The sequence below is a fragment of the Wolbachia endosymbiont of Diaphorina citri genome, from assembly GCF_013096535.2.
Lineage (GTDB): Bacteria > Pseudomonadota > Alphaproteobacteria > Rickettsiales > Anaplasmataceae > Wolbachia.
This window is the reverse complement of sequence record NZ_CP051265.2, coordinates 1095622-1116266: the sequence shown is the minus strand read 5'-3', so window position 1 is coordinate 1116266 and position 20645 is coordinate 1095622. Positions and strand designations below refer to the sequence as shown.

At 34.8% G+C, this 20645-nt stretch carries 15 protein-coding genes, 2 tRNA genes, 2 rRNA genes and 1 pseudogene; 7 read left to right on the top strand and 13 right to left on the bottom strand.

The window, feature by feature from the left end; all coding sequences use genetic code 11:
* From rplC to carA, 6 genes are all read right to left on the bottom strand, one after another.
* The gene (gene rplC / locus HGO49_RS05165) at window positions 1–723 is read right to left on the bottom strand and encodes a 50S ribosomal protein L3 (RefSeq protein WP_017532485.1); all 723 of its coding nucleotides are present in this window, start codon (window positions 721–723) and stop codon (window positions 1–3) included.
* A 9-nt stretch (window positions 724–732) separates the two neighbouring features.
* Window positions 733–1053, bottom strand: coding sequence for a 30S ribosomal protein S10 (gene rpsJ, locus HGO49_RS05160; RefSeq protein WP_017532484.1), 321 nt, complete (start codon window positions 1051–1053; stop codon window positions 733–735).
* 14 nt (window positions 1054–1067) lie between these two features.
* The gene (tuf, locus tag HGO49_RS05155) at window positions 1068–2240 is read right to left on the bottom strand and encodes an elongation factor Tu (RefSeq protein WP_017532483.1); all 1173 of its coding nucleotides are present in this window, start codon (window positions 2238–2240) and stop codon (window positions 1068–1070) included.
* Between the two features lie 78 nt (window positions 2241–2318).
* Window positions 2319–2389, bottom strand: a tRNA-Gly gene (locus HGO49_RS05150).
* A 4-nt stretch (window positions 2390–2393) separates the two neighbouring features.
* Window positions 2394–2476 (bottom strand) — tRNA-Tyr (locus tag HGO49_RS05145).
* 109 nt (window positions 2477–2585) lie between these two features.
* Window positions 2586–3674: a glutamine-hydrolyzing carbamoyl-phosphate synthase small subunit gene (gene carA / locus HGO49_RS05140; protein WP_017532482.1), complete on the bottom strand. Its 1089-nt coding sequence runs from the start codon at window positions 3672–3674 to the stop codon at window positions 2586–2588.
* Window positions 3675–3823: 149 nt separating this feature from the next.
* Between carA and HGO49_RS05135 the strand changes: the two genes are divergently transcribed.
* Window positions 3824–4291: a hypothetical protein gene (locus tag HGO49_RS05135; protein WP_017532481.1), complete on the top strand. Its 468-nt coding sequence runs from the start codon at window positions 3824–3826 to the stop codon at window positions 4289–4291.
* A gap of 540 nt (window positions 4292–4831) precedes the next feature.
* On the opposite strand, the gene fsa is transcribed toward HGO49_RS05135, so the two are convergent.
* The gene (gene fsa, locus HGO49_RS05130; RefSeq protein WP_017532480.1) at window positions 4832–5476 is read right to left on the bottom strand and encodes a fructose-6-phosphate aldolase; all 645 of its coding nucleotides are present in this window, start codon (window positions 5474–5476) and stop codon (window positions 4832–4834) included.
* A 409-nt stretch (window positions 5477–5885) separates the two neighbouring features.
* On the opposite strand from fsa, the gene HGO49_RS05125 reads away from it, so the two are divergent.
* Window positions 5886–9086, top strand: coding sequence for a hypothetical protein (locus HGO49_RS05125; RefSeq protein ID WP_017532479.1), 3201 nt, complete (start codon window positions 5886–5888; stop codon window positions 9084–9086).
* Window positions 9087–9487: 401 nt separating this feature from the next.
* On the opposite strand, the gene HGO49_RS05120 is transcribed toward HGO49_RS05125, so the two are convergent.
* The 3 genes from HGO49_RS05120 to pstC all read right to left on the bottom strand — a co-directional run bounded on the left by HGO49_RS05120 (window position 9488) and on the right by pstC (window position 12456).
* On the bottom strand, window positions 9488–9829 hold the full coding sequence (locus HGO49_RS05120; RefSeq protein ID WP_017532478.1) for a F0F1 ATP synthase subunit epsilon: 342 nt from the start codon (window positions 9827–9829) through the stop codon (window positions 9488–9490).
* A gap of 5 nt (window positions 9830–9834) precedes the next feature.
* Window positions 9835–11271, bottom strand: a complete 1437-nt coding sequence (atpD, locus tag HGO49_RS05115) for a F0F1 ATP synthase subunit beta (protein WP_026092698.1) — start codon at window positions 11269–11271, stop codon at window positions 9835–9837.
* A 96-nt stretch (window positions 11272–11367) separates the two neighbouring features.
* On the bottom strand, window positions 11368–12456 hold the full coding sequence (gene pstC / locus HGO49_RS05110; RefSeq protein WP_026092697.1) for a phosphate ABC transporter permease subunit PstC: 1089 nt from the start codon (window positions 12454–12456) through the stop codon (window positions 11368–11370).
* A 107-nt stretch (window positions 12457–12563) separates the two neighbouring features.
* Between pstC and rpmH the strand changes: the two genes are divergently transcribed.
* From rpmH to HGO49_RS05095, 3 genes are all read left to right on the top strand, one after another.
* Complete coding sequence (gene rpmH / locus HGO49_RS05105; RefSeq protein ID WP_015588337.1) at window positions 12564–12698, top strand: 50S ribosomal protein L34; 135 nt, start codon at window positions 12564–12566, stop codon at window positions 12696–12698.
* Complete coding sequence (rnpA, locus tag HGO49_RS05100; protein ID WP_083852059.1) at window positions 12682–13059, top strand: ribonuclease P protein component; 378 nt, start codon at window positions 12682–12684, stop codon at window positions 13057–13059. The genes rpmH and rnpA overlap by 17 nt, the downstream gene beginning before the upstream one ends.
* Before the next feature lie 73 nt (window positions 13060–13132).
* Complete coding sequence (locus HGO49_RS05095) at window positions 13133–13342, top strand: hypothetical protein (RefSeq protein ID WP_017532474.1); 210 nt, start codon at window positions 13133–13135, stop codon at window positions 13340–13342.
* Between the two features lie 123 nt (window positions 13343–13465).
* Here HGO49_RS05095 and HGO49_RS07355 read toward each other — a convergent pair.
* The 3 genes and pseudogenes from HGO49_RS07355 to HGO49_RS05085 all read right to left on the bottom strand — a co-directional run.
* Window positions 13466–14261: pseudogene (locus HGO49_RS07355) on the bottom strand (IS66 family transposase); the annotation flags it as partial.
* 181 nt (window positions 14262–14442) lie between these two features.
* Window positions 14443–14549, bottom strand: a 5S ribosomal RNA gene (gene rrf / locus HGO49_RS05090).
* A 67-nt stretch (window positions 14550–14616) separates the two neighbouring features.
* A 23S ribosomal RNA gene (locus HGO49_RS05085) occupies window positions 14617–17381 on the bottom strand.
* Window positions 17382–17712: 331 nt separating this feature from the next.
* Between HGO49_RS05085 and HGO49_RS05080 the strand changes: the two genes are divergently transcribed.
* Window positions 17713–18783 (top strand): methyltransferase domain-containing protein, encoded by a 1071-nt coding sequence (locus tag HGO49_RS05080; RefSeq protein ID WP_017532473.1) that lies wholly within the window; start codon window positions 17713–17715, stop codon window positions 18781–18783.
* Between the two features lie 48 nt (window positions 18784–18831).
* Window positions 18832–20616 (top strand): ribonucleoside-diphosphate reductase subunit alpha, encoded by a 1785-nt coding sequence (locus HGO49_RS05075; protein WP_017532472.1) that lies wholly within the window; start codon window positions 18832–18834, stop codon window positions 20614–20616.
* Window positions 20617–20645: the final 29 nt, after the last annotated feature.

Sequence of the window (20645 nt, the reverse complement as noted above, 5' to 3'; positions counted from 1 at the left end):
CTAACTCACCAAATTATTAGCATCATCACTCGTATTCAACAGCAGACCTACTGGAAAAGGAACATCTTTATGTAAAGGCTTTTTAACTGCATCTCTCACAAAAACATAAGAGTTTTTAAACCCAGGAACATTATTACCCTTTACAGCAATTATGCTATTTTCATAATCAATGGATAATATTTTCATATTCTGTACAGTTACTCTGCTATTACCTAAATGACCAGCCATTTTCTTCCCCTTGAATACTCTACCAGGATCTTGACATTGACCAGTAGAACCTTGTGATCTATGAGCAATAGAAACGCCATGAGACGCCCTAAGCCCACTGAAGTTATGCCGCTTCATCACACCAGCAAACCCTTTGCCTAAAGAATAACCTGTAATATCAAGATATTGACCAACTACAAAATGATTAACCCCCACCTTTTTACCACATTCTATTCCAAATAGATCAGTTAATCTACTTTCGTATAATTTACATTTACTATTTATACCCTTTTTCTTTAAATATTCCAACTGAGGTTTTGCTATTTTTTTTAAATCTCCCGCGCCTAAAATGACTGAATTGTAGCCACATTTATCTTGTCCTTTTATATCGATAATATAAGTTTCGCTGAGATGCAATAAGGTTACAGCCATGCGACTATTATCAAAATACATAGCAGTATGGCCAACATTCGTCATTAACAACCCAATTCTCCTAAGCGAATTTATTCTCTTCATTTTCTTTTCCTAAATATTAACTTCCTTAACCTTTAAATCCATTTCTACACCAGCAGAAAAAGATAAATCTGCAAGCATCTTCATCATAGTAGAAGTAGGATTATGTAGAATAATTAACCGCTTAGAAATTCTCATTTCAAATTGCTCACGAGATTTTTTATCAACATGAGGAGACCTATTAACAGTAAATTTAGAATTTTTTCTTGGCAACGGAATCGGACCAGATAAATCTGCATTAAACTGCTTTAATTGATCAATAAACTCCCGAACACACTTTTCCAATAAAGAACAATCGAAAGCTTTAATTCTAATATATATATCTTGCTTCATCTTAGTTACTATACTCACTCTAAAATCTCCGAAACAACTCCAGAACCAACAGTTCTACCACCTTCTCTTATCGCAAAACGCAATCCTTTATCCATTGCTATTGGTACTTGCAACTCCACTTCTATACTTACATTGTCCCCTGGCATTACCATCTCCTTTCCATCTCGCAATTTTATGCTCCCAGTTACATCCGTTGTCCTTAAATAAAACTGTGGCTGATAATTTCCAAAAAATGGTGTATGCCTTCCTCCTTCTTCTTTCTTCAATATATACACCTCCGCATTAAATTTCTTATGCGGGGTTATTGTTCCTGGTTTTGCCAATACTTGCCCTCTCTCCACTTCTTCTCTCTTTGTTCCTCTTAGTAGTACTCCTACATTGAGTCCTGCACTTCCCTTGTCTAGCAACTTCTTAAACATCTCAACACCAGTACATATCGTCTTTTGCGTCGCTTTCAGACCTATTATCTCTATCTCATCCCCTGTCTTTATCTCCCCCTTCTCTATTCTTCCTGTTACTACCGTTCCTCGCCCCGATATTGAAAATACATCTTCTATTGGCAATAAAAACGGCAAATCTATAGGCCTTGGAGGTACTGCCACATACTCATCTAACTTCTCCATCAATTTATCTATTGATTTCTTTCCATACTCACTACCATCATCCTCTAATGCTTTTAATGCAGATCCAACTATCACAGGCACTTCATCACCTGGAAATCCATACTTACTCAGCAACTCTCTCACTTCCATTTCCACCAAATCTATCATATCAGCATCAGCAACATCAGCTTTATTTATATATACCACGACATATCCAACACCCACCTGTTTTGCCAGCAATATATGCTCTCTCGTTTGTGGCATCGGCCCATCAACCCCTGACACTACCAATATCGCTGCATCCATCTGTGCTGCACCTACTATCATATTCTTTACATAATCAGCATGCCCAGGGCAATCAACGTGTGCATAGTGTCTCTTTTCTGTTTGATATTCAACATGCGCTGTTGCTATTGTTATCCCTCTCTTTCTTTCTTCTGGCGCTTTATCTATTTGATCATATGCTACAAAATTACCATAATGCTTTGTTATCGCCGCTGTTAACGTTGTCTTCCCATGATCCACATGTCCTATCGTTCCCACGTTTACATGCGGCTTTCCAAATGCTTCTACTATCGCTGTCATAACTTTAACTCTTCTACCTAAAATACAAATACATCAATAAATAATATGTTGATTTTATATAAATACAACAAAAAAAAGAGCGGATAGTGGGAATCGAACCCACGTCACCAGCTTGGAAGGCTAGAGCTCTACCATTGAGCTATACCCGCACAATGGAGGAGGTAGGATTCGAACCTACGTACGCTCACGCGGACAGATTTACAGTCTGTTACCTTTAACCACTCGGTCACTCCTCCACAAAAATCTGTTAAGAGAACACTACCTTAACTTAAGTTTTATTATCCCTAATATTAAACATCCAAATCTAAAAGATCAAGTAATAAAAGCTAATCTAACTGATTTCAGTTAGATTTTACTTTTATATAACAAAATATTATCAATAAAACGCCTAAATAAATAATGTGAATCATGCGTACCTGGCGCTTCTTCTGGATGGTATTGAGCAGAAAAGACTGGGTAATCCTTCATCATTATTCCCTCTACACTATTATCAAATAGAGAAATATGAGTAACTTCAACGTTACTTGGAAGAGAAGCTGAATCAACAACAAAACCATGATTTTGGCTAGTTATCTCAACTTTTTTACTCTCCAGATCATAAACTGGATGATTACTCCCTCGATGACCAATATCCATCTTAACAGTCTTTGCCCCCAAAGTAACTGCAAGTAATTGATGGCCCAGGCATATACCAAAAACTGGTATTTTAGATTTCACAATAATTTCTATTTCTGAAATTACACTCTCTCCTATCTCTTGTGGATCACCAGGGCCATTTGAAAGCACTATACCATCTGGATTCATGCTTAATATTTTGTGAGCAAAACCTGTATCTGGTTTGACTAATTCAACCGTACAATCAAGTTCTACTAAGCGTGAGATTATACTATTTTTTACACCGAAATCAACAATTACAACCCTATATTTTGCATTAAGAGCGCTTTGAAAGTTATTACTTAAACTGACTTTCTTAGTTATTTCTACTCCATTTACAGATTTGTATTTCTTCAATTCATCTAATATATGTGCCTCACTTGACGGACATATCATTCCATTTTGAGATCCATGTTTTCTCAAATATCTCGTCAAAGCTCTAGTATCAATTCCCGATATCCCAACTACATTATTTTTCTCCAACCAATCATTTAAACTAATATATGAAGAAGAGTGAGACATAGGAGAAAGTTCACGCATAATCACACCACTTGCAAAAACTTTTTCTCCTTCATTATCTTTGTGATTTATTCCAACATTACCAATATGAGGAAAAGTGAACGCTATTATTTGATCAGCAAAAGAAGGATCGGTTATAGTATGTTGATAACCGGTCATACCAGTGATAAAACAAACCTCACCTATACACTTGCCTTTTTTACCTATCGATTTTCCCAAAAAGCACTTGCCATCTTGTAAAACTAAAGCTGCATTCTGCATTTAACTCTCTCTTAAACTCATTTCAATATTATATAAGAATTTTAAATAACATGCCAAAACTCAATCGCAAACTTTTCCACATAAAAATATCTTGACTATCGCATATTTCATACTATATGAATAAACTATTAATTAAAGTGGAGGGTGCAGTGCTTAGCAATATAGATCAGTCTAAAAAAATAAATGAGAAGTGGCTACTGATAGGAGCTGGCTCATTGTTGCTTACAATAATGCTACCATCAATTTTGCTTTTAGCAAAAATAGCTATAATGTTCATTATAATCTCAACTACAGCAATAGCAATAAAAGTGGCCTCAAAAGCAATATCAAATGTCTTAGAGGATAAAGAGAATCAATCAACACAAAATAAAATTATAAACCTAGCTATTGGAGCAGTGTCCATACTTGCAGGTGGGCTATCATTACTTATTACAGCAAAAGTTGGTTTCATCGCAATATGCTCAACTATAGCTATTTTAGCTCTGTATGAATATATTAAAGATGAAAAAATAGGTAAGGATATAAATGATAAATTCGATGAAATAGCTAACAACACGGCTGAGTTTTGTGTAGACAGCATTGAAAAACTTATTCCATCACAAAGCCAAGGAGTGTGATCTTTTATTTATAAATAATTAAATTTGAGATACATGGCCAACGTACAAAAACTGAAACCAGTACTTCCTTTCTTGTCATCCTAGTAATAGCTTCCATCATCAAAAATGTTGTATTACTTTTATACTCGCAAATCTAACTGGATTTCAGTACTGGAATGACAACAAAGAGGCTACCTAAATGACATATTCAATCTCCATACAGATGTACGTCATGTTCATAAAATTACGATAAAAATTACTTGACAAATTCTGATAGTATTTTTACTATTCGTAATGAAGGTGTTCTAGAGCTCGGAATCTATCTTCGTCTGCAGACTTTTCAATTCAATTAATCTATAATCTTCAGTTAAAATATATTTTAGCTATACTTCGGTCGTAGCTGTATACATTTTTCTCAATCTTTTTTATTAGTGGAGGACTATCATGTTTAAAACACTGAATTACGCATATCATTGACCTACATGTCTTTAAAGGACAGATGGTACCTATGTCCTTTTTATATAAATTATTGTGTTTTTATGTCTTTTTTAGCAATGTCATTTATTGTTTTACGCCCCAGTCTTTTTCAAATATTGCGAGCCCTTGATCAGTAAGTGGATGATTAATTAACTGTCTAAGTATTTTTGCTGGCACAGTAATTGAATGAGCACCGAGCCGTGCAGCTTCTATTACATGCGCTGGACTTCTTACTGATGCAACAAGAACTTTTGTCTTAAAATTATAATTAGAATATATAGTGCATATATCTTCTATTAGCGATAAGCCATCATAGCTTATATCATCAAGGCGACCAACAAAGGGAGAAATAAAACAAGCACCGGCCTTAGCGGCAAACAGTGCTTGTCCAGGAGAAAAACATAATGTGATATTAGCAGGTATTGTATGTTCTGTCCACAACTTTTTACAAGAAATTAATCCTTCATGTGTAAGGGGTAACTTTACTACGATATTACTAGCGATTTTCGCTAACTTAAGGCCTTCCTTAACCATATCTTCATGGCTATCTGCAACAACTTCAACACTAACAGGTCCTTTTATAATAGAACATATTTCGCTTACTAAATCTTCGTACTTATCTTTATGTCCAGATTTTGCTATTAAAGAAGGATTAGTTGTTATACCATCAATGAACTCTTTTAGCTCCTTAATTTCATTCAAATCAACACTATCAAGAAAAATTTCCATATTATTGTCCTATTAAAAACCTATTTTTACAAAATATTGTCATCTTTGAAAAGTATTAAATAAAATCGGATTTTTAACTCAACTCAATTTTCAGTCCGTTAGGAAAGAAAATATTGCACTGAGACACAGTATAGCGCTTTCCTTAATTGGTTGCATTTTATTAACAAAATTAGCATAACCAATTTCTGAAGTTTACTAGCTTTACGTTCAATAGAAATTCTTGCATAGCCTAAAACTTAGTGCTACTATTAGTATAGTAACACAAATAGATAGTGGGGAACAATAAACAAAATGACTAAGATCTAGTTTAACGCTCGCAATTAAATTCAACTAAAAAGGTTAATACAAAAGGAGTTAATCACTCCCAAAGTAAATATATTATCAAAACAATAGTAATAGGGGGTATACTATGTCAACAAATTTCCTGACATTGAAAAACATATTAGCAGAACTGAAAAGAAAAAATAGCATTACTGTTTTAGAAGAATACTATCAGGACAAATGGGAGATTTATGACTTGCTCATGGATTTGACAAATGATGAAAATTTTAAGCAAGCATATATAGATCTATCTTTCAACAAGAGCTTTAAAAAAAACTTTATAGAATTAGCAAATCAGGCAAAAAAAGCTGTAAGTAAGTATTTTAGAGACAAAGACATAGACCTTCAAGCTTTTTATGTAGAAACTAACAATTCTGATAAAGTGTTAAACATTAATCTTATTAATTACAATAGAAGTGAGCCAATAAGAATTAGTGATATCTTACAGCAAGAAAGGGATATTAGCACATTGAATATTTATTGCAATAAAAAGCATGACATATACGCTTACCGAAAAGATAAGGAAAGACATTATGAATTTAAAGAGGGTGCATATTATGAAATGACAAGCACTTGGCCTGTGCAGGACAAGGATGGGAAAACTTTTACCTGTACTATGGTTATGAATGTAAGTAATTCTGGTATAACTAAAGTACTACAGTTTAATGGTAAAGATTTTGAATCGCCACCTGAGGAGTTTTGGGAATTAATAAGACAAAATGAGGAATTATATATTCAAGACCTCTCTCTACATGATGCTGTAAAAGCATTATTGAAAAAGAACAAAAATGCTAACATTGCACCGGCTGTTAGTAATCTGCAAAATAACGAACATATCGTAATCAATCAAGACGAAAAGATGAAAGATCTTGAAAATGATGCTAAAAGCAATCCTATTCTTTCTTTCACTAGCAACAATGTATCAGAGGTTAATCCACAGCAGATTGCAACTCAGGCAATTGCAACTCAAACAGAAGTTAATTCACAGCACACTGAAACTCAAACAGAGGTCTCTGTGCAACACGTTAAGACTCAAACAGAAATTGGCTCTCAACAGACTGAAACTCAGACAAAAGTTGATTTACAAGAGGTTGCAATTCAAACAGGAATTAGTTTACAGCACACTGAAACTCAAACGAAAATTGGCTCTCAACAGGCTGAAATTCAAAGTTTACAAGAAGTTGCAACTCAAACAGAGGTCTCTGTGCAACACGTTAAGACTCAAACAGGAATTGGCTCTCAAGAAACTGAAACTCAGACAGAAGTTAATTTGCAAGAAGCTGCAGCGCAAACAGAAGTTAACTCACAACAACTAGATCAAAAGCTTACAAAAGCTGAACAAGAAATTAGAGAATTAAATGAGCAGAGGAACGAATTACGATATAGGTTCGACAAGGCTGAACAAGAACTTGAAGAGTTAGAAAAGCACAATAGTGACTTACAGAATGAACTTGGAGAAGAAAAGCAAGAAATTAGAGAATTAAACGAGCAAAAGAATAAATTACAATATAGGCTCGATGAGGCTGAGCAAGAAATTAGAGAGTTAAATCAGCAGAGAAACAACTTACAATGTAGACTCGAAGATGCTGAGCAAAAATTTGAAGAGTTAAAAAAGCATAATAGTGATTTACAGAATAAATTTGGAGAAGAAAAGCAAAAAAATGCAAAATTACAAACTGAACTGACACAAAAAGATGAAAAACTAGCAAATATGTCAACAGAGCTGCAAGAAAGAGCGCAAGAACTTGAAGGTGCATATGAAGAAAAGAAAGACCTGAAGAAAAAGCTGGAAGTTGCCAATGTAAAAAATAAGAAACTGGAAGATACATTGCAGATAGAGAGCGAGCAAGCAGAACGTATAATGATCGAAGAGAATGAGCGCTTAACGAATTTAAAATATAGGCTCGACAAGGCTGAGCAAGAATTTGAAAAGCATAATAGTGATTTACAGAATGAACTTGGAGAGGAAAAGCAAAAAAATGCAAAATTGCAAGCTGAACTGACACAAAAAAATGAAAAGCTAGCAAATATGTCAACAGAGCTGGAAGAAAGAGCGCAAAAACTTGAGAGTGTGTATGAAGAAGAAAAAGAAGATCTAAAGAAGAGGCTGGAAGTTGCTAATGCAGAAAAAGAAGAGTTGACAAGTGAGGTAAGAAAATTGCAAGAGGAATTAGACCAGCTGTTAAGTAATTGCATAATAAAGCAAAAAAAATCAGAACAGGAACTCATGGAGGCTAAGCAAGAAATTGAAGAATTAGAGAAGTGCAATAGTGATTTACAGAATAAACTTGAAGAAGAAAAGCAAAAAAACGTAAAATTGCAAATTGGACTAACACAAAAAGATGAGAAGCTAGAAAATATATCAACAGAGCTGCAAGAGAAAATACAAGAACTTGAAAGTGCACATGAAGGAAAGAAAGATCTAGAGAAAAAGTTAACAATTGCTAATGCAAAAAATGAAAAACTGGAAGATAAATTGAAACAGTTTAAAAAAGAGGAAGAGGAAGTAGGAGATATATTAGATGAAAATTGGAAAGATATACAGAATTTAAAATCTACAATTCAATGCTTAGATTATAAGTACAACACAAATCTGGAATCTTATAAACAAGAGGTAGATCAGCTAAAGTGGAAATATGAAGAGTTAAAGAACGAGGTAGAGCTTAAAAATAAGCAGATTAAGAGTCAAGAAGAACAGTTACGGCAGGATGAACGTTTAACGAATTTAAAACCTCAAATGCAAAATTTGCAAAGTGAGCATAACGCACATTTAGAATCTGATGAACAAGAGGTAAGTGAGCTAGAGTGGGATGAAAAATGGGATTTTAAATCGTCAGAGGGAGAGCTAGAGACTAAAGATGAGCAAATTGAGAGGCAAAGAGAACAGTTACGGCAGGAGATGGAAGAAGAAATAATGGATCAATACCGTTCATTTATAGAACCAAAGTTTGAAGAGTATGAGAATGAGATTGAAATATTGAAAGAAAAGATTAAAGATATGGAAATTGAAAGAATAACGGGAGAAAGAGAAGAGCTAAACGGTAAAGAGCAACATCTAAATAACCAAGTAGAAATGTTAAGTACAGAGATTTCTCAACAGGAACCTTTGAACAATCGTGCAAAAATATCTGATCAGCTTGTAGGGGAAGTTGATAATGCAGAAAGAAAATCTAGATCTTCAAGCTCTGATAGTGCATTTTATAGTGATGATGATTGTTGTAATTCACTTCTAGACTTCATCAGCAGTCCCTCAAAGGTGTGTAGCCAAAGTCAGCACGGAAGTGTTTAATAAACATACTTATTTAGATGCATGTAAAATCAGTGCTTTTTTTCCTGTCATTCAACTCTTGTCATTCCAGTGCGTGACACTGGATAAAAACATTTGTGAATTACGCAATGGACAACAAATTCTAGGAACATATGTTAAAATAATATCCACGATTAAAATAAGATAGATCCCGTGTCACGCACTGGGATGACACTATTTTTTGTACTTTTACCTTCAAAGCTGCAACTTTTGCACAATTGTAGTCTTGACCATACGATCCTAGTTGTAAAAATTTCTAGATTTCAGTGTCTGAGCACTGGGATGATATCCTTCTAATGTTCGTACAGTTGTGTGTCAGCTACTTGAACGACAAACATTGAGATGACAAGAGTAAACCCATTTCTTGAACAAAAAAAGAGCCCCTAAAGAGATTTGACATCAAGATAACTTAAATATATACCAACTCTCTTATTTTTTAATGATTCCTCATCATGAGTCAAATGATCAAAAACCTGAATTTGATTTGTTACAATGTTACAATTATTATTTGCAACCTCCAATATACCATTATCAATTACAACTTTTTCCTTTGTCTGGTTACTCATTTGAACAGTAATTATACCAGGCAATAAATAAATTAAGTAAGGAGAATGGTAAGCTAAAATCACTAGCTCTCCTTCAAGCCCATTCACTGAAAGCGAAACCACTTCATCGAATGAAATTCGATTATCAGGAGAAAAAAATTGCACCTTAAAAGTGTTCATAATCTTTAATGTCCGGCTCCAACTTCAGCTTTTATTGATTCAGCCTTTTCTATTGCTTCACTTATACTTCCCACCATATAAAAAGCAGCTTCTGGCAGATGATCATATTTACCTTCAATAATTCCTTTAAAACTAGAAATAGTATCAGAAAGTGAAACAAATTTGCCAGACATGCCAGTAAATACCTCTGCAACATGAAAAGGTTGAGAAAGAAACTTCTGAATTTTACGAGCTCTATCAACAATAATTTTATCTTCATCAGATAGTTCATCCATACCAAGTATTGCGATAATATCTTGCAGCGACTTATAAGTTTGCAATATACGTTTCACCTCAGAAGCCACATTATAATGTTCTTCACCAATGATTTCAGCAGATAAAGACTGAGAAGTTGAGTCAAGTGGATCAACAGCAGGGTATATACCCATTTCAGCTATCTGCCTTGACAACACTGTGGTTGCATCAAGATGAGAGAATGTCGTTGCCGGAGCTGGATCGGTCAAATCGTCCGCAGGAACATATATAGCCTGTACAGAAGTAATAGAACCAGCAGTAGTTGAGGCTATTCTCTCTTGCATAGCGCCCATATCAGTTGCAAGGGTTGGCTGATAACCAACAGCCGACGGTATTCTTCCAAGCAAAGCAGAAATTTCAGAACCAGCTTGAGTAAAACGGAAGATATTATCCACAAAAAATAGAACATCTTGATTTTCACAATCACGAAAATACTCTGCCATAGTTAGTGCTGTTAAAGCAACCCTAGCCCTTGCTCCAGGAGGTTCATTCATTTGACCATAAACCAAAACGGCTTGAGATTTTTCGTGCTCATTTATATCTATTACATTCGAAGTAATCATCTCGTTATAAAGATCATTACCTTCACGCGTTCTCTCTCCTACTCCAGCAAACACAGAAAATCCTTTATGAGCTTTTGCTATGTTGTTAATCAGCTCCATTATCAGAACTGTTTTACCAACACCAGCTCCACCAAATAAGCCAATTTTTCCTCCTTTAAGATAAGGAGCAAGAAGATCTATAACCTTTATTCCTGTAACTAAAACTTCTTCCTGTATCTTCTGCTCAGTAAAACTTGGAGGTGATCTATGTATAGGTTCTAAATCATACTTTCCTTTTAGCGGACCACACTCATCTATAAGCTCCCCTACAACATTAAAAATCCTTCCTAAAGTTGAGCGTCCAACCGGAACTGATATTGGTGCACCTGTATCAACAAACTCATCACCTCTTGACATACCATCTGTGCTATCCATAGCAATACAACGGACTATATTGTCACCTATATGCTGTGAAACCTCTAGAACTATCTCCTTGCCCTTAGATTTTAGTTTGCTTTTTAAAGCATTAAATATCCTAGGCAATTCGTCTTCAAATTTCAAATCAACAACTGCTTGAGTTATTTTAACTACTTTACCTGTACCCATCTCTTTCATCACCTAACACTACAATTCTATAAAAGAACTTCTAAAGAAAATAAATCTTATATTATTAACAGAAATTTTGCAATATTAAAACACTTACTAGTTACGTTTCATTATAAACAATGCAAATGCATTCAATAGCCAAGTAATAACAAACAGCACCAAACTAAGCGCATAAGCAGCAAGAGTTTGCACACTGTTGAAATCCTGATCTCCGGTAAGTAATGTAGCAATTTGTACAGTGATAGTAGTAACTGAATTGAGAGGATTAAAGGTCAAATTTGCATTGATTCCCACAGCCATTAGTACAATCATTGTTTCGCCTATCACTCTTGAAATTGATAATAAAATTGCACTTAAAATTGTAGGCATTGCATAAGGTATTGTTATATGCCATATAGTTTCCGCTGGTGTTGCACCAAGCGCCATAAAACCATAACGCAAACTTTTTGGAACAGATCTTATAGCATCTTCAAGCAAAGAAATAATAAAAGGAAGAATCATTACCCCGATCGATAAACCAGCAATCAAAGCACTTTCTGAGTGTATACTTAAATTAAAAAAATTTGCTACCTGCTTTATAAAAAAAGACAAAAATACAACTGAGAAGTATCCATATACAACAGTAGGAATAGCAGATAAAACCTGTAAGGCTGTATTAATAACATAACGCACTTTTTCACTCGCATACTCACTAATATATATTGCAGAAAACAAACCAAGCGGCACCGCAACTAACATTGCTACAATAGTTATAAGTAATGTCCCCACTAAAAGTGGCGCTATACCAAAACATCCCACCTCTCCTTCACCAATAATAGCTACATTATGCTTCCATTTTAAGCAAAATAAGAATTCTGAAATAGCTACTTTATTAAAAAAAGAAATGGACTGAACAAAAATAGATAGCATTATAAATAAAGTGATAAAAAGTGATATTGCTAAAGCCATAAATAACAAAAATTTTACCATCTTATTTCTTTTACCTTTAAAGATAAAAATCAGCATAAAAAAAAGTAACGCTGTAGAAATAGAAGTTATAAAATAACCATCATAGAATGCTAACAAACAAGATAGCATCCACATACAACTCAAATATATATAAGACTTAACTTTACTTACTGCTTGAAACTTACTCAAACAAAATAAAAGGATTAGTAAAATAGGTATGCCTATAATTAAATTCATTTTTCCATACATCAAATTTTATTCGACAAGAATGCCATAGAAGTTGACCATTATTTGACAATAGAGCAAAATAATTTAAAATAAATAATCATATTAATATAAAAACAATGAAAAGAACATTTCAACCAAAAAATTTAAAAAGAAAGCACAGACATGGATTTCGTTCACGTATGTCAACAAAAGCTGGAAGAAAAATTCTTAATAAGCGTCGTTCATTAGGGTGTAATAAATTATGCGCATAGTAAGCATAAAAAAAAAGAGTTTTCCTTTGCTTTTAAAAACAGATTAGCACCTGACAGTCTTTTTTATCGAGGGGTATATATATCACTATATGCTATAAAAGAAAGAGAACCTGAAAAGTATATTCATGTTATTAGAGTAGGTCTGGCTATCAGTAAAAAAGTCGGAAAAGCAGCAAAAAGAAATAAAATAAAAAGGCAATTACGAGTGCTAGCTAAAGTTAGCATTTCTAATATAAGTAATGTAGGGTGCTATTACATAATACTAACCCATAAAAACATTATGCAAGCAAGCTATAAAAATTTACAAAAAGATCTCAATATTTGCTTAAAGAAAGATAAAATAAGAAGAAATTTTCACTAAAGTATTTACAGCTATATTTTTTATGATAAGATAAGTAAAGTTTTTAAAATAAATTAATAGATGTGGGTGCTTGATGGTAGAGAGTATAAGAAAACAAGATAAAAAGCTCGATACAAATAATGCTGAGGAGAGTTTTTATAAATATAGAGAGTCTAGCTACCGTACACAATGGGGAATGGCATTTGAACAAAGCCAGTACTTAGAGCAAAATAAGGATAATCCTAGAGGGAAGTTGCTAAATTTGAATATAGAAGCAACTTATTACAATAAGAGAATAGTTTGATAAAAGTAAAAGTACCCGTTCAGGGGAGTCGTTCAAGAAACGATAGGCAGGGGATTGTATAGTTCTCTTTGTTTTCATGTTAAGTATAATGAAGTTGTCTTTTCAAATTCTTAGCTCTGATTACGTAAAATATGAGCTTTTACAGTAAACGATATAATGCCTAATTTGCTGTTCAGCGCGGTAATGGAATATTTTTTGGTTCACTTAAAAAATTTCACATCATTCTTTCAGATTTTAAAATATTTTTCGCAACTTGAGAAGCTCCAATTGCTTCAGATAAGTAGCTTCAATTAATACCTTATACGTTTTGCAACTTTCTTACACTTCTGTTAAAATATCTATTTCACTTTTTAATAAAGCTTTTTTTAGTACAAATAATTCAGTGGATGCGTTTTTTAAGTAACAGCCCAGAACTTTAACTTCAATAGTCCAACTATGTTTGAAAGTACCTTGCTAAGTGTGCCCAACAAATTTACCTTTTTTATCAGCAAAATAATTGTACGCTGCATATCTGTCAGCGACTATTACGATTGCAACATACACTGTCTTTTAAAATCTTCTTTCCCTTTAAAACTTTCAGTATTACTTCAGCACTAACAAAGCTTACCTTTATTATAATAGGTTGATGCGCAAAACCTCACCTTTCTTATTCGATTTGCTCATACACCTTTTTGCATTTTGAAGCAACTCTATACTCACTATTTGATACGCTTCCAATTCACATTAAAAAAATTACTTATAATTCCCACGTTTTAAATTTTTATAAAATCCACTAAGTGCTACAATTATCAACCTAACTCTTGAGCCAAATGTATCTGCTTTTTAGTAGTTTTCTACTTCTTCTTTCTCCTCATCTCCAACAACTTAATTAATATTCAATTATATAAAGTTTGATTTTCGGAAGATCAACTTTTTGATGATTTGTTAAATATTGCTATCTCTCCTCATCATTTGCAAGTAGGTAACAAATTCTACTTTTAAGTTTTCTACTTTTATTTTAAAGTTTTCGCAGAGTTCTAAAAGATCAGTACAGCTACTCTATGTTTACCTTGTTTGATCACTCTACTGAACAGATACAAATAAAAAAGAAATTTTTATAAACTTGGCAGCGACCTACTTTCCCTTTTTAAGTATCATCGGCGCTAAAAAGTTTCACTTCCGAGTTCGAAATGAGATCGGGTGGTTCATTTTTGCTATAGCCACCAAGTCAATAAAAATTTCTGACTTAACAAATTTCAATTTAATATTTAACACTGCATATGCACATATAGAAAGGAAATAAATCAATCAGGCTATTAGTACTAGTTAGCTTCACATGTTACCATGCTTCTACACCTAGCCTATCAACGTGGTAGTCTCCCACGGCCTTAATTGGGAAATTTTTTTGAAGAGGGTTTCTTGCTTATATGCTTTCAGCAATTATCCCATCTATACATAGCTACCCAGCGATGCTATTGGCATAACAGCTGGTACACCAGAGGTATATACATCTCGGTCCTCTCGTACTAGAGTCAGATCTTCTCAAATTTCCTTCACCCACGGCAGATAGAAACCGAACTGTCTCACGACGTTCTAAACCCAACTCACGTATCACTTTAATCGGCGAACAGCCGAACCCTTGGGACCTTCTCCAGCCCCAGGATGTGATGAGTCGACATCGAGGTGCCAAACGGTGTCGTCGATATGAACTCTCGAACACCATCAGCCTGTTATCCCCGGCGTACCTTTTATCCGTTGAGCGATAACCCTTCCATACAGAATTACCGGATCACTATGACCGACTTTCGTCTCTGCTTGGCTTGTCAGCCTCGCAGTTAGGCAAGCTTATGCCATTATACTATCAAGCTGATTTCCGACCAGCTCTAGCTTACCTTCGCACGCCTCCGTTACTTTTTAGGAGGCGACCGCCCCAGTCAAACTACCCACCATACAATGTCCTAGTTTCAGATAATGAAACATAGTTAGATATCAAAAATGTAAAGGGTGGTATCTCAAGGTCGACTCCATTACAGCTAGCGCCATAACTTCAAAGTCTCCCACCTATCCTGCACATCACATCTTTAATAGCAATGTAAAGCTATAGTAAAGGTGCACGGGGTCTCTTCGTCTAACCGCGGGTACCCCGCATCTGCACGGGGAATTCAATTTCGCTGAAATGATGTTGGAGACAGTGGAGAAATCGTTACGCCATTCGTGCGGGTCGGAACTTACCCGACAAGGAATTTCGCTACCTTAGGACCGTCAGTGTTACGGCCGCCGTTTACTGGGGCTTCAATTCAGAGCTTGCACCCTTCCTATTAACCTTCCAGCACCGGGCAGGCGTCAGACCCTATACTTCCACTTACGTGTTTGCAGAGTCCTGTGTTTTTAGTAAACAGTCGCTACTCCCTATTTTGTGCCACCTACTCATAGTTGCCTAAAAGCAGGTTACCCTTCTTCCGAAGTTACAGGTATAATTTGCCGAGTTCCTTCAACATCATTCTTTCAACACCTTAGTATACTCTACTCATCCACCAGTGTCGGTTTACGGTACGGCCTCATAAATATAAGTGCTATTTCCTGGAGCTTCTTTTAAGCATAGATCAATCCAATAAGACCTATACAAATACAAAACCCGTCACACTTAAGAGGTTTAGGAATATTAACCTAATTGCCATCGACTACTCCTTTACGGACTCGCCTTAGGAACCGACTAACCCTACGCAGATTAACTTAACGTAGGAACCCTTAGATTTTTGGTGAGAGTGTTTTTCACACTCTTTTACGCTACTTATGTCAGCATTCTCACTTCCGATATCTCCAGCAGTTTTCACAAACTGCCTTCACAGACTTACGGAACGCTCCGCTACCGCGCCTATTAATCGAAATTAATAAGCACTCACATCTTCGGTATACAGCTTTAGCCCCGGTACATTTTCGGCGCAGAAAAACTTATTTAGACAAGTGAGCTGTTACGCTTTCTTTAAAGGATGGCTGCTTCCAAGCCAACCTCCTAGCTGTAATGGTTTTTCCACTTCCTTTCCCACTTAGCTGTAATTTTGGGACCTTAGATAGTGATCTGGGCTGTTTCCCTTTCCACCACGGACTTAGCACCCGTAGTGTGTCTGCTGTATAATTAATTGTTGGTATTCGGAGTTTGGTTAGATTTGGTAAGATGATGAATCCCCCTAGTCTATCCAGTGCTCTACCCCCAACAACATACATACAACGCTCTACCTAAATAGATTTCGCGGAGAACCAGCTATTTCCAAGTTTGATTGGCCTTTCACCCCTAATCACAACTCATCCAATAATGTTGCAACATTAACTGGTTCGATCCTTCAGTATGTTTTACCATACCTTCAATCTGGTCATGACTAGATCACTTGGTTTCGGGTCTAATCCGTAAAACTAAACGCCCTATTCAGACTTGCTTTCGCTACGCCTACACCTAACGGCTTAAGCTTGCTTCACAGATTAACTCGCTGACCCATTATGCAAAAGGTACGCTGTCACTCTAAATATCAATAAATTGATATAGAGCCCCAACTGTTTGTAAGCACTTGATTTCAGATTCTATTTCACTCCCCTCCCGGGGTTCTTTTCACCTTTCCCTCACGGTACTTGTTCACTATCGGTCGTTAAGGAGTATTTAGGCTTGGAGGATGGTCCCCCCATATTCAAACAGGATTTCACGTGCCCCGCTCTACTCAAGGATTTAAAAACTTTCTACTTATACAGGACTATCACCTTCTATGGTTACCATTTCCAAAGTATTCTAATTCTTATTTTTAAACCACTAGCCTTTTCCGCTTTCGCTCGTCACTACTAACAGAATCTCGGTTGATTTCTTTTCCTTTGGCTACTTAGATATTTCAGTTCACCAAGTTTGCTTTATATACTTAGTATATAATAACTAGCTAAGCTAGTTGGGTTCCCCCATTCGGAAATCTGCGGATCAAAATTTGTTGACAATTCCCCACAGCTTATCGCAGCCTGCCACGTCCTTCATCGCCTCTTAACGCCAAGGCATCCATCAAGTGCTCTTAATAATTTATTTATCTGACTATATGTAGAATATGCAGAGTTAAATATTAACTTACAATTGAATTGAGATTAAATAATCTCTACCATAAAACTTTTCAAACATCTAAAAACTAATCTCTTATATGTTACAATCTGATAAATCATATGTCAACGCCTTTTTACACAAAACATTTACCTATTATTATCAACAACAATATACCAGCAATCTTAAACAGTACAATCTGAGAAATATTCGACAAATTGATATGTACAGAAAAATTAATGAAAAAGATATTTTGTAAGATAAAATGTGTTAAAATTAGTTACCTAAAAACGACAATGAACATTTGGAGTATTTCTAATGTATGAAAAGTAATCTATCTTTTATAAAAAACTTTACTTTAAATTGTATATCTAAGCTTACTGGCTTATTAAATATTAAAAAAGTAAAAAACTTCATTATGGATAAATACAATACTCTCCATAAAGAAATTGTAGTGCTTCTTGAAAAATCTAAAAACCTGTTAAATACCAACGTTGAAATCGGGTTATATCACTTCTATAAAGGTAATATATCAGATGCAAAGTTAAGATTTTGGTTAATTAGCATATTCTACCCCAATTTACCTATAATCTGGTATAATATTGGAAGATGTCATTTTGCAGTAGGAAATACTAATAAAGCTTATAATTATTTAACAAAGACGCTAAAATTAGATAGCAGTCACAAAGAAGCTTCTTACTACATAAAAAAAATAACAAACACATCAGATATCGTAGAATTGCCTAAAAATCTCATAAAGCAATATTTTGATTACACAGGTGAATATTTTGTTGAACATTGGTTGATTGCCAAACAATACAGAGGACATGAACTAGTACATATGATAATCAAAAAAATCTTTCACAACTCCACTTCTGAACTGAATATACTTGACCTTGGTTGCGGTACTGGAATATGTGGTCACTTCCTAAAAATAAATAATATTAGAAGTCGCATAACAGGAGTTGACATCTCAAATAGAATGCTCAATATTGCAAGAGGATGCCTTATAAAAGGTAAACCTGTTTACGATGAGTTAATACATACAGAAATGAAAGAGTTCCTTAAACAAGAGAAGAACCGGCAGTATGATGTAATTATCTTTGCTGAAGTTCTACACTATTTACATGATTTTCTAGCAGAATTGGAACTAGCAAAAGTATTGACAAACAAAAAAGGGATTATTGTATGTTTAGTAAGAAGAAAGGAAGGTAAAGGTATTGACTTTGTAAACAAAGGAGATTATTTTCGTCATTCAGAAGATTATATTCAGCATGTTGCAAAAGAAACAAATATGCAAATAAGTCAGATGAGTTACTGTAAAATATATGGTAGCCAGGTTGATGGTATCTTGTTTGCGTTACAACATCCACAAACAAATTCAACAACTTAATCGAGAAATCGCTCAAATAAATGTCTATATTATCATAAAAGGAGCCTTATGAATTACATTACTATTAATTACGCAAAGGATAGTAAATTAACCGATTTTGGAAAAGCAGTTCTATCGGACAGGTATTTAATAAAAAATGAAAGTTATCAAAATCTCTTTATACGTATTGCTAATTATTATTCTGACAATAAGGAGCATGCACAACGTCTTTATGATTACATGAGCAACTTGTGGTTCATGCCTTCAACACCAATACTTAGTAATGGCGGTACCAAGAGAGGATTGCCTATTTCCTGCTTTCTTAACGAAACTGAAGATAGCTTGCAGGGAATAGTTGATTTATGGAATGAAAATGTTTGGCTCGCTGCACGTGGAGGAGGAATAGGTAGTTACTGGGGAAATCTACGTTCAATTGGTGAAAGTGTCAAAGGCAGCGGCAAAACATCAGGAATTATTCCATTTATTGTAGTGCAAAATGCTCTAACGCTTGCAATTAGTCAGGGATCCTTAAGGCGAGGAAGTTCAGCAGTTTATCTTCCTGTATCTCACCCAGAAATAGAAGAGTTTTTAGATTTACGTAAGCCAACTGGTGGTGACCCAAATCGCAAAGCGTTAAATATACATCATGCTGTAATAGTAACAGATAAATTTATGCAAGCTGTTGAGAATGATCAAGAATGGGATTTAATAAGCCCTCATAGCAATGAAGTTATTTCAACTGTAAAAGCGCGGGATATATGGATCAAAATATTAACAGCAAGAGTTGAAACTGGAGAACCTTACATTATTTTCCTTGATGCAATAAATAACAATAAGCCAGAATCTTACAAAAAGCTCAACTTAGACATCAAGATGTCAAATCTATGCAGTGAAATAACTTTAACCACAGGTTATGATCACCTGAATAAGTCACGTACTGCTGTGTGTTGTCTATCATCCGTAAACCTTGAGTACTACGAAGAATGGAAAGATAATGAGCTTTTCATAGAAGATATAATGCGTTTTCTTGATAATGTATTAGAGGATTTCATAAATCAAGCACCCAATGAAATACAGCGAGCAAAATATTCGGCAATAAGAGAGCGTAGTATCGGTCTTGGTGTGATGGGTTTTCATTCATTTTTACAAAGTAAAATGGTTCCTTTTGAATCAGCAACAGCACAACAATGGAATAAAAAATTATTTAAGCATTTGCGCAAGCAAGCAGATATAGTGTCTAAAAAATTAGCAGAAGACAAAGGTTCATGTCTTGATGCTAAAGAAATCGATCTAATGGAAAGGTTTACACATAAGCTCACTATCGCTCCAACTGCCTCAATTTCGATTATCGCAGGCAACACTTCCCCTGGAATAGAGCCGTATGCAGCAAACGTATTCATACAGAAGACACTTACAGGTTCATTTGTAGTGCGAAATAAATTCTTACAAAAATTATTAGCAGAAAAGAATCAAGACAATGATAAAATATGGTCCTCAATTTCAACAAATGAGGGTTCTGTTCAACATTTAGATTTTCTTAGCGAGCATGAAAAATTGACATTTAAAACAGCATACGAACTTGATCAACAATGGATCATAGAACATGCAAGTGATAGAACTCCTTATATTTGTCAATCTCAATCAGTAAATCTGTTCTTACCTGCCAACGTGCATAAACGTTACTTACATAAAATACATATGCTTGCTTGGAAAAAAGGATTAAAGAGCTTATACTACTGCAGATCACAATCAATGCAGAGAGCTGACAAGATTTCTCATGATATATTCAAAAAAAGCGAAATACTGCAGCAAAAAACAGATATTAATTATGATGAATGTCTATCATGTCAATAGATTTATGATATTGAATTTACAGATCATGT

Bases quoted from the DNA above. Each gene is read 5' to 3' on its own strand.
- pstC (WP_026092697.1), bottom strand. From the start codon at position 12,456: ATGAATTTAATTATAGGCATACCTATTTTACTAATCCTTTTATTTTGT.
- carA (WP_017532482.1), bottom strand. From the start codon at position 3,674: ATGCAGAATGCAGCTTTAGTTTTACAAGATGGCAAGTGCTTTTTGGGA.
- rpsJ (WP_017532484.1), bottom strand. From the start codon at position 1,053: ATGAAGCAAGATATATATATTAGAATTAAAGCTTTCGATTGTTCTTTA.
- HGO49_RS05125 (WP_017532479.1), top strand. From the start codon at position 5,886: ATGTCAACAAATTTCCTGACATTGAAAAACATATTAGCAGAACTGAAA.
- rpmH (WP_015588337.1), top strand. From the start codon at position 12,564: ATGAAAAGAACATTTCAACCAAAAAATTTAAAAAGAAAGCACAGACAT.
- HGO49_RS05075 (WP_017532472.1), top strand. From the start codon at position 18,832: ATGAATTACATTACTATTAATTACGCAAAGGATAGTAAATTAACCGAT.
- atpD (WP_026092698.1), bottom strand. From the start codon at position 11,271: ATGGGTACAGGTAAAGTAGTTAAAATAACTCAAGCAGTTGTTGATTTG.
- HGO49_RS05080 (WP_017532473.1), top strand. From the start codon at position 17,713: ATGAAAAGTAATCTATCTTTTATAAAAAACTTTACTTTAAATTGTATA.
- fsa (WP_017532480.1), bottom strand. From the start codon at position 5,476: ATGGAAATTTTTCTTGATAGTGTTGATTTGAATGAAATTAAGGAGCTA.
- HGO49_RS05120 (WP_017532478.1), bottom strand. From the start codon at position 9,829: ATGAACACTTTTAAGGTGCAATTTTTTTCTCCTGATAATCGAATTTCA.
- rplC (WP_017532485.1), bottom strand. From the start codon at position 723: ATGAAGAGAATAAATTCGCTTAGGAGAATTGGGTTGTTAATGACGAAT.
- HGO49_RS05095 (WP_017532474.1), top strand. From the start codon at position 13,133: ATGGTAGAGAGTATAAGAAAACAAGATAAAAAGCTCGATACAAATAAT.
- tuf (WP_017532483.1), bottom strand. From the start codon at position 2,240: ATGACAGCGATAGTAGAAGCATTTGGAAAGCCGCATGTAAACGTGGGA.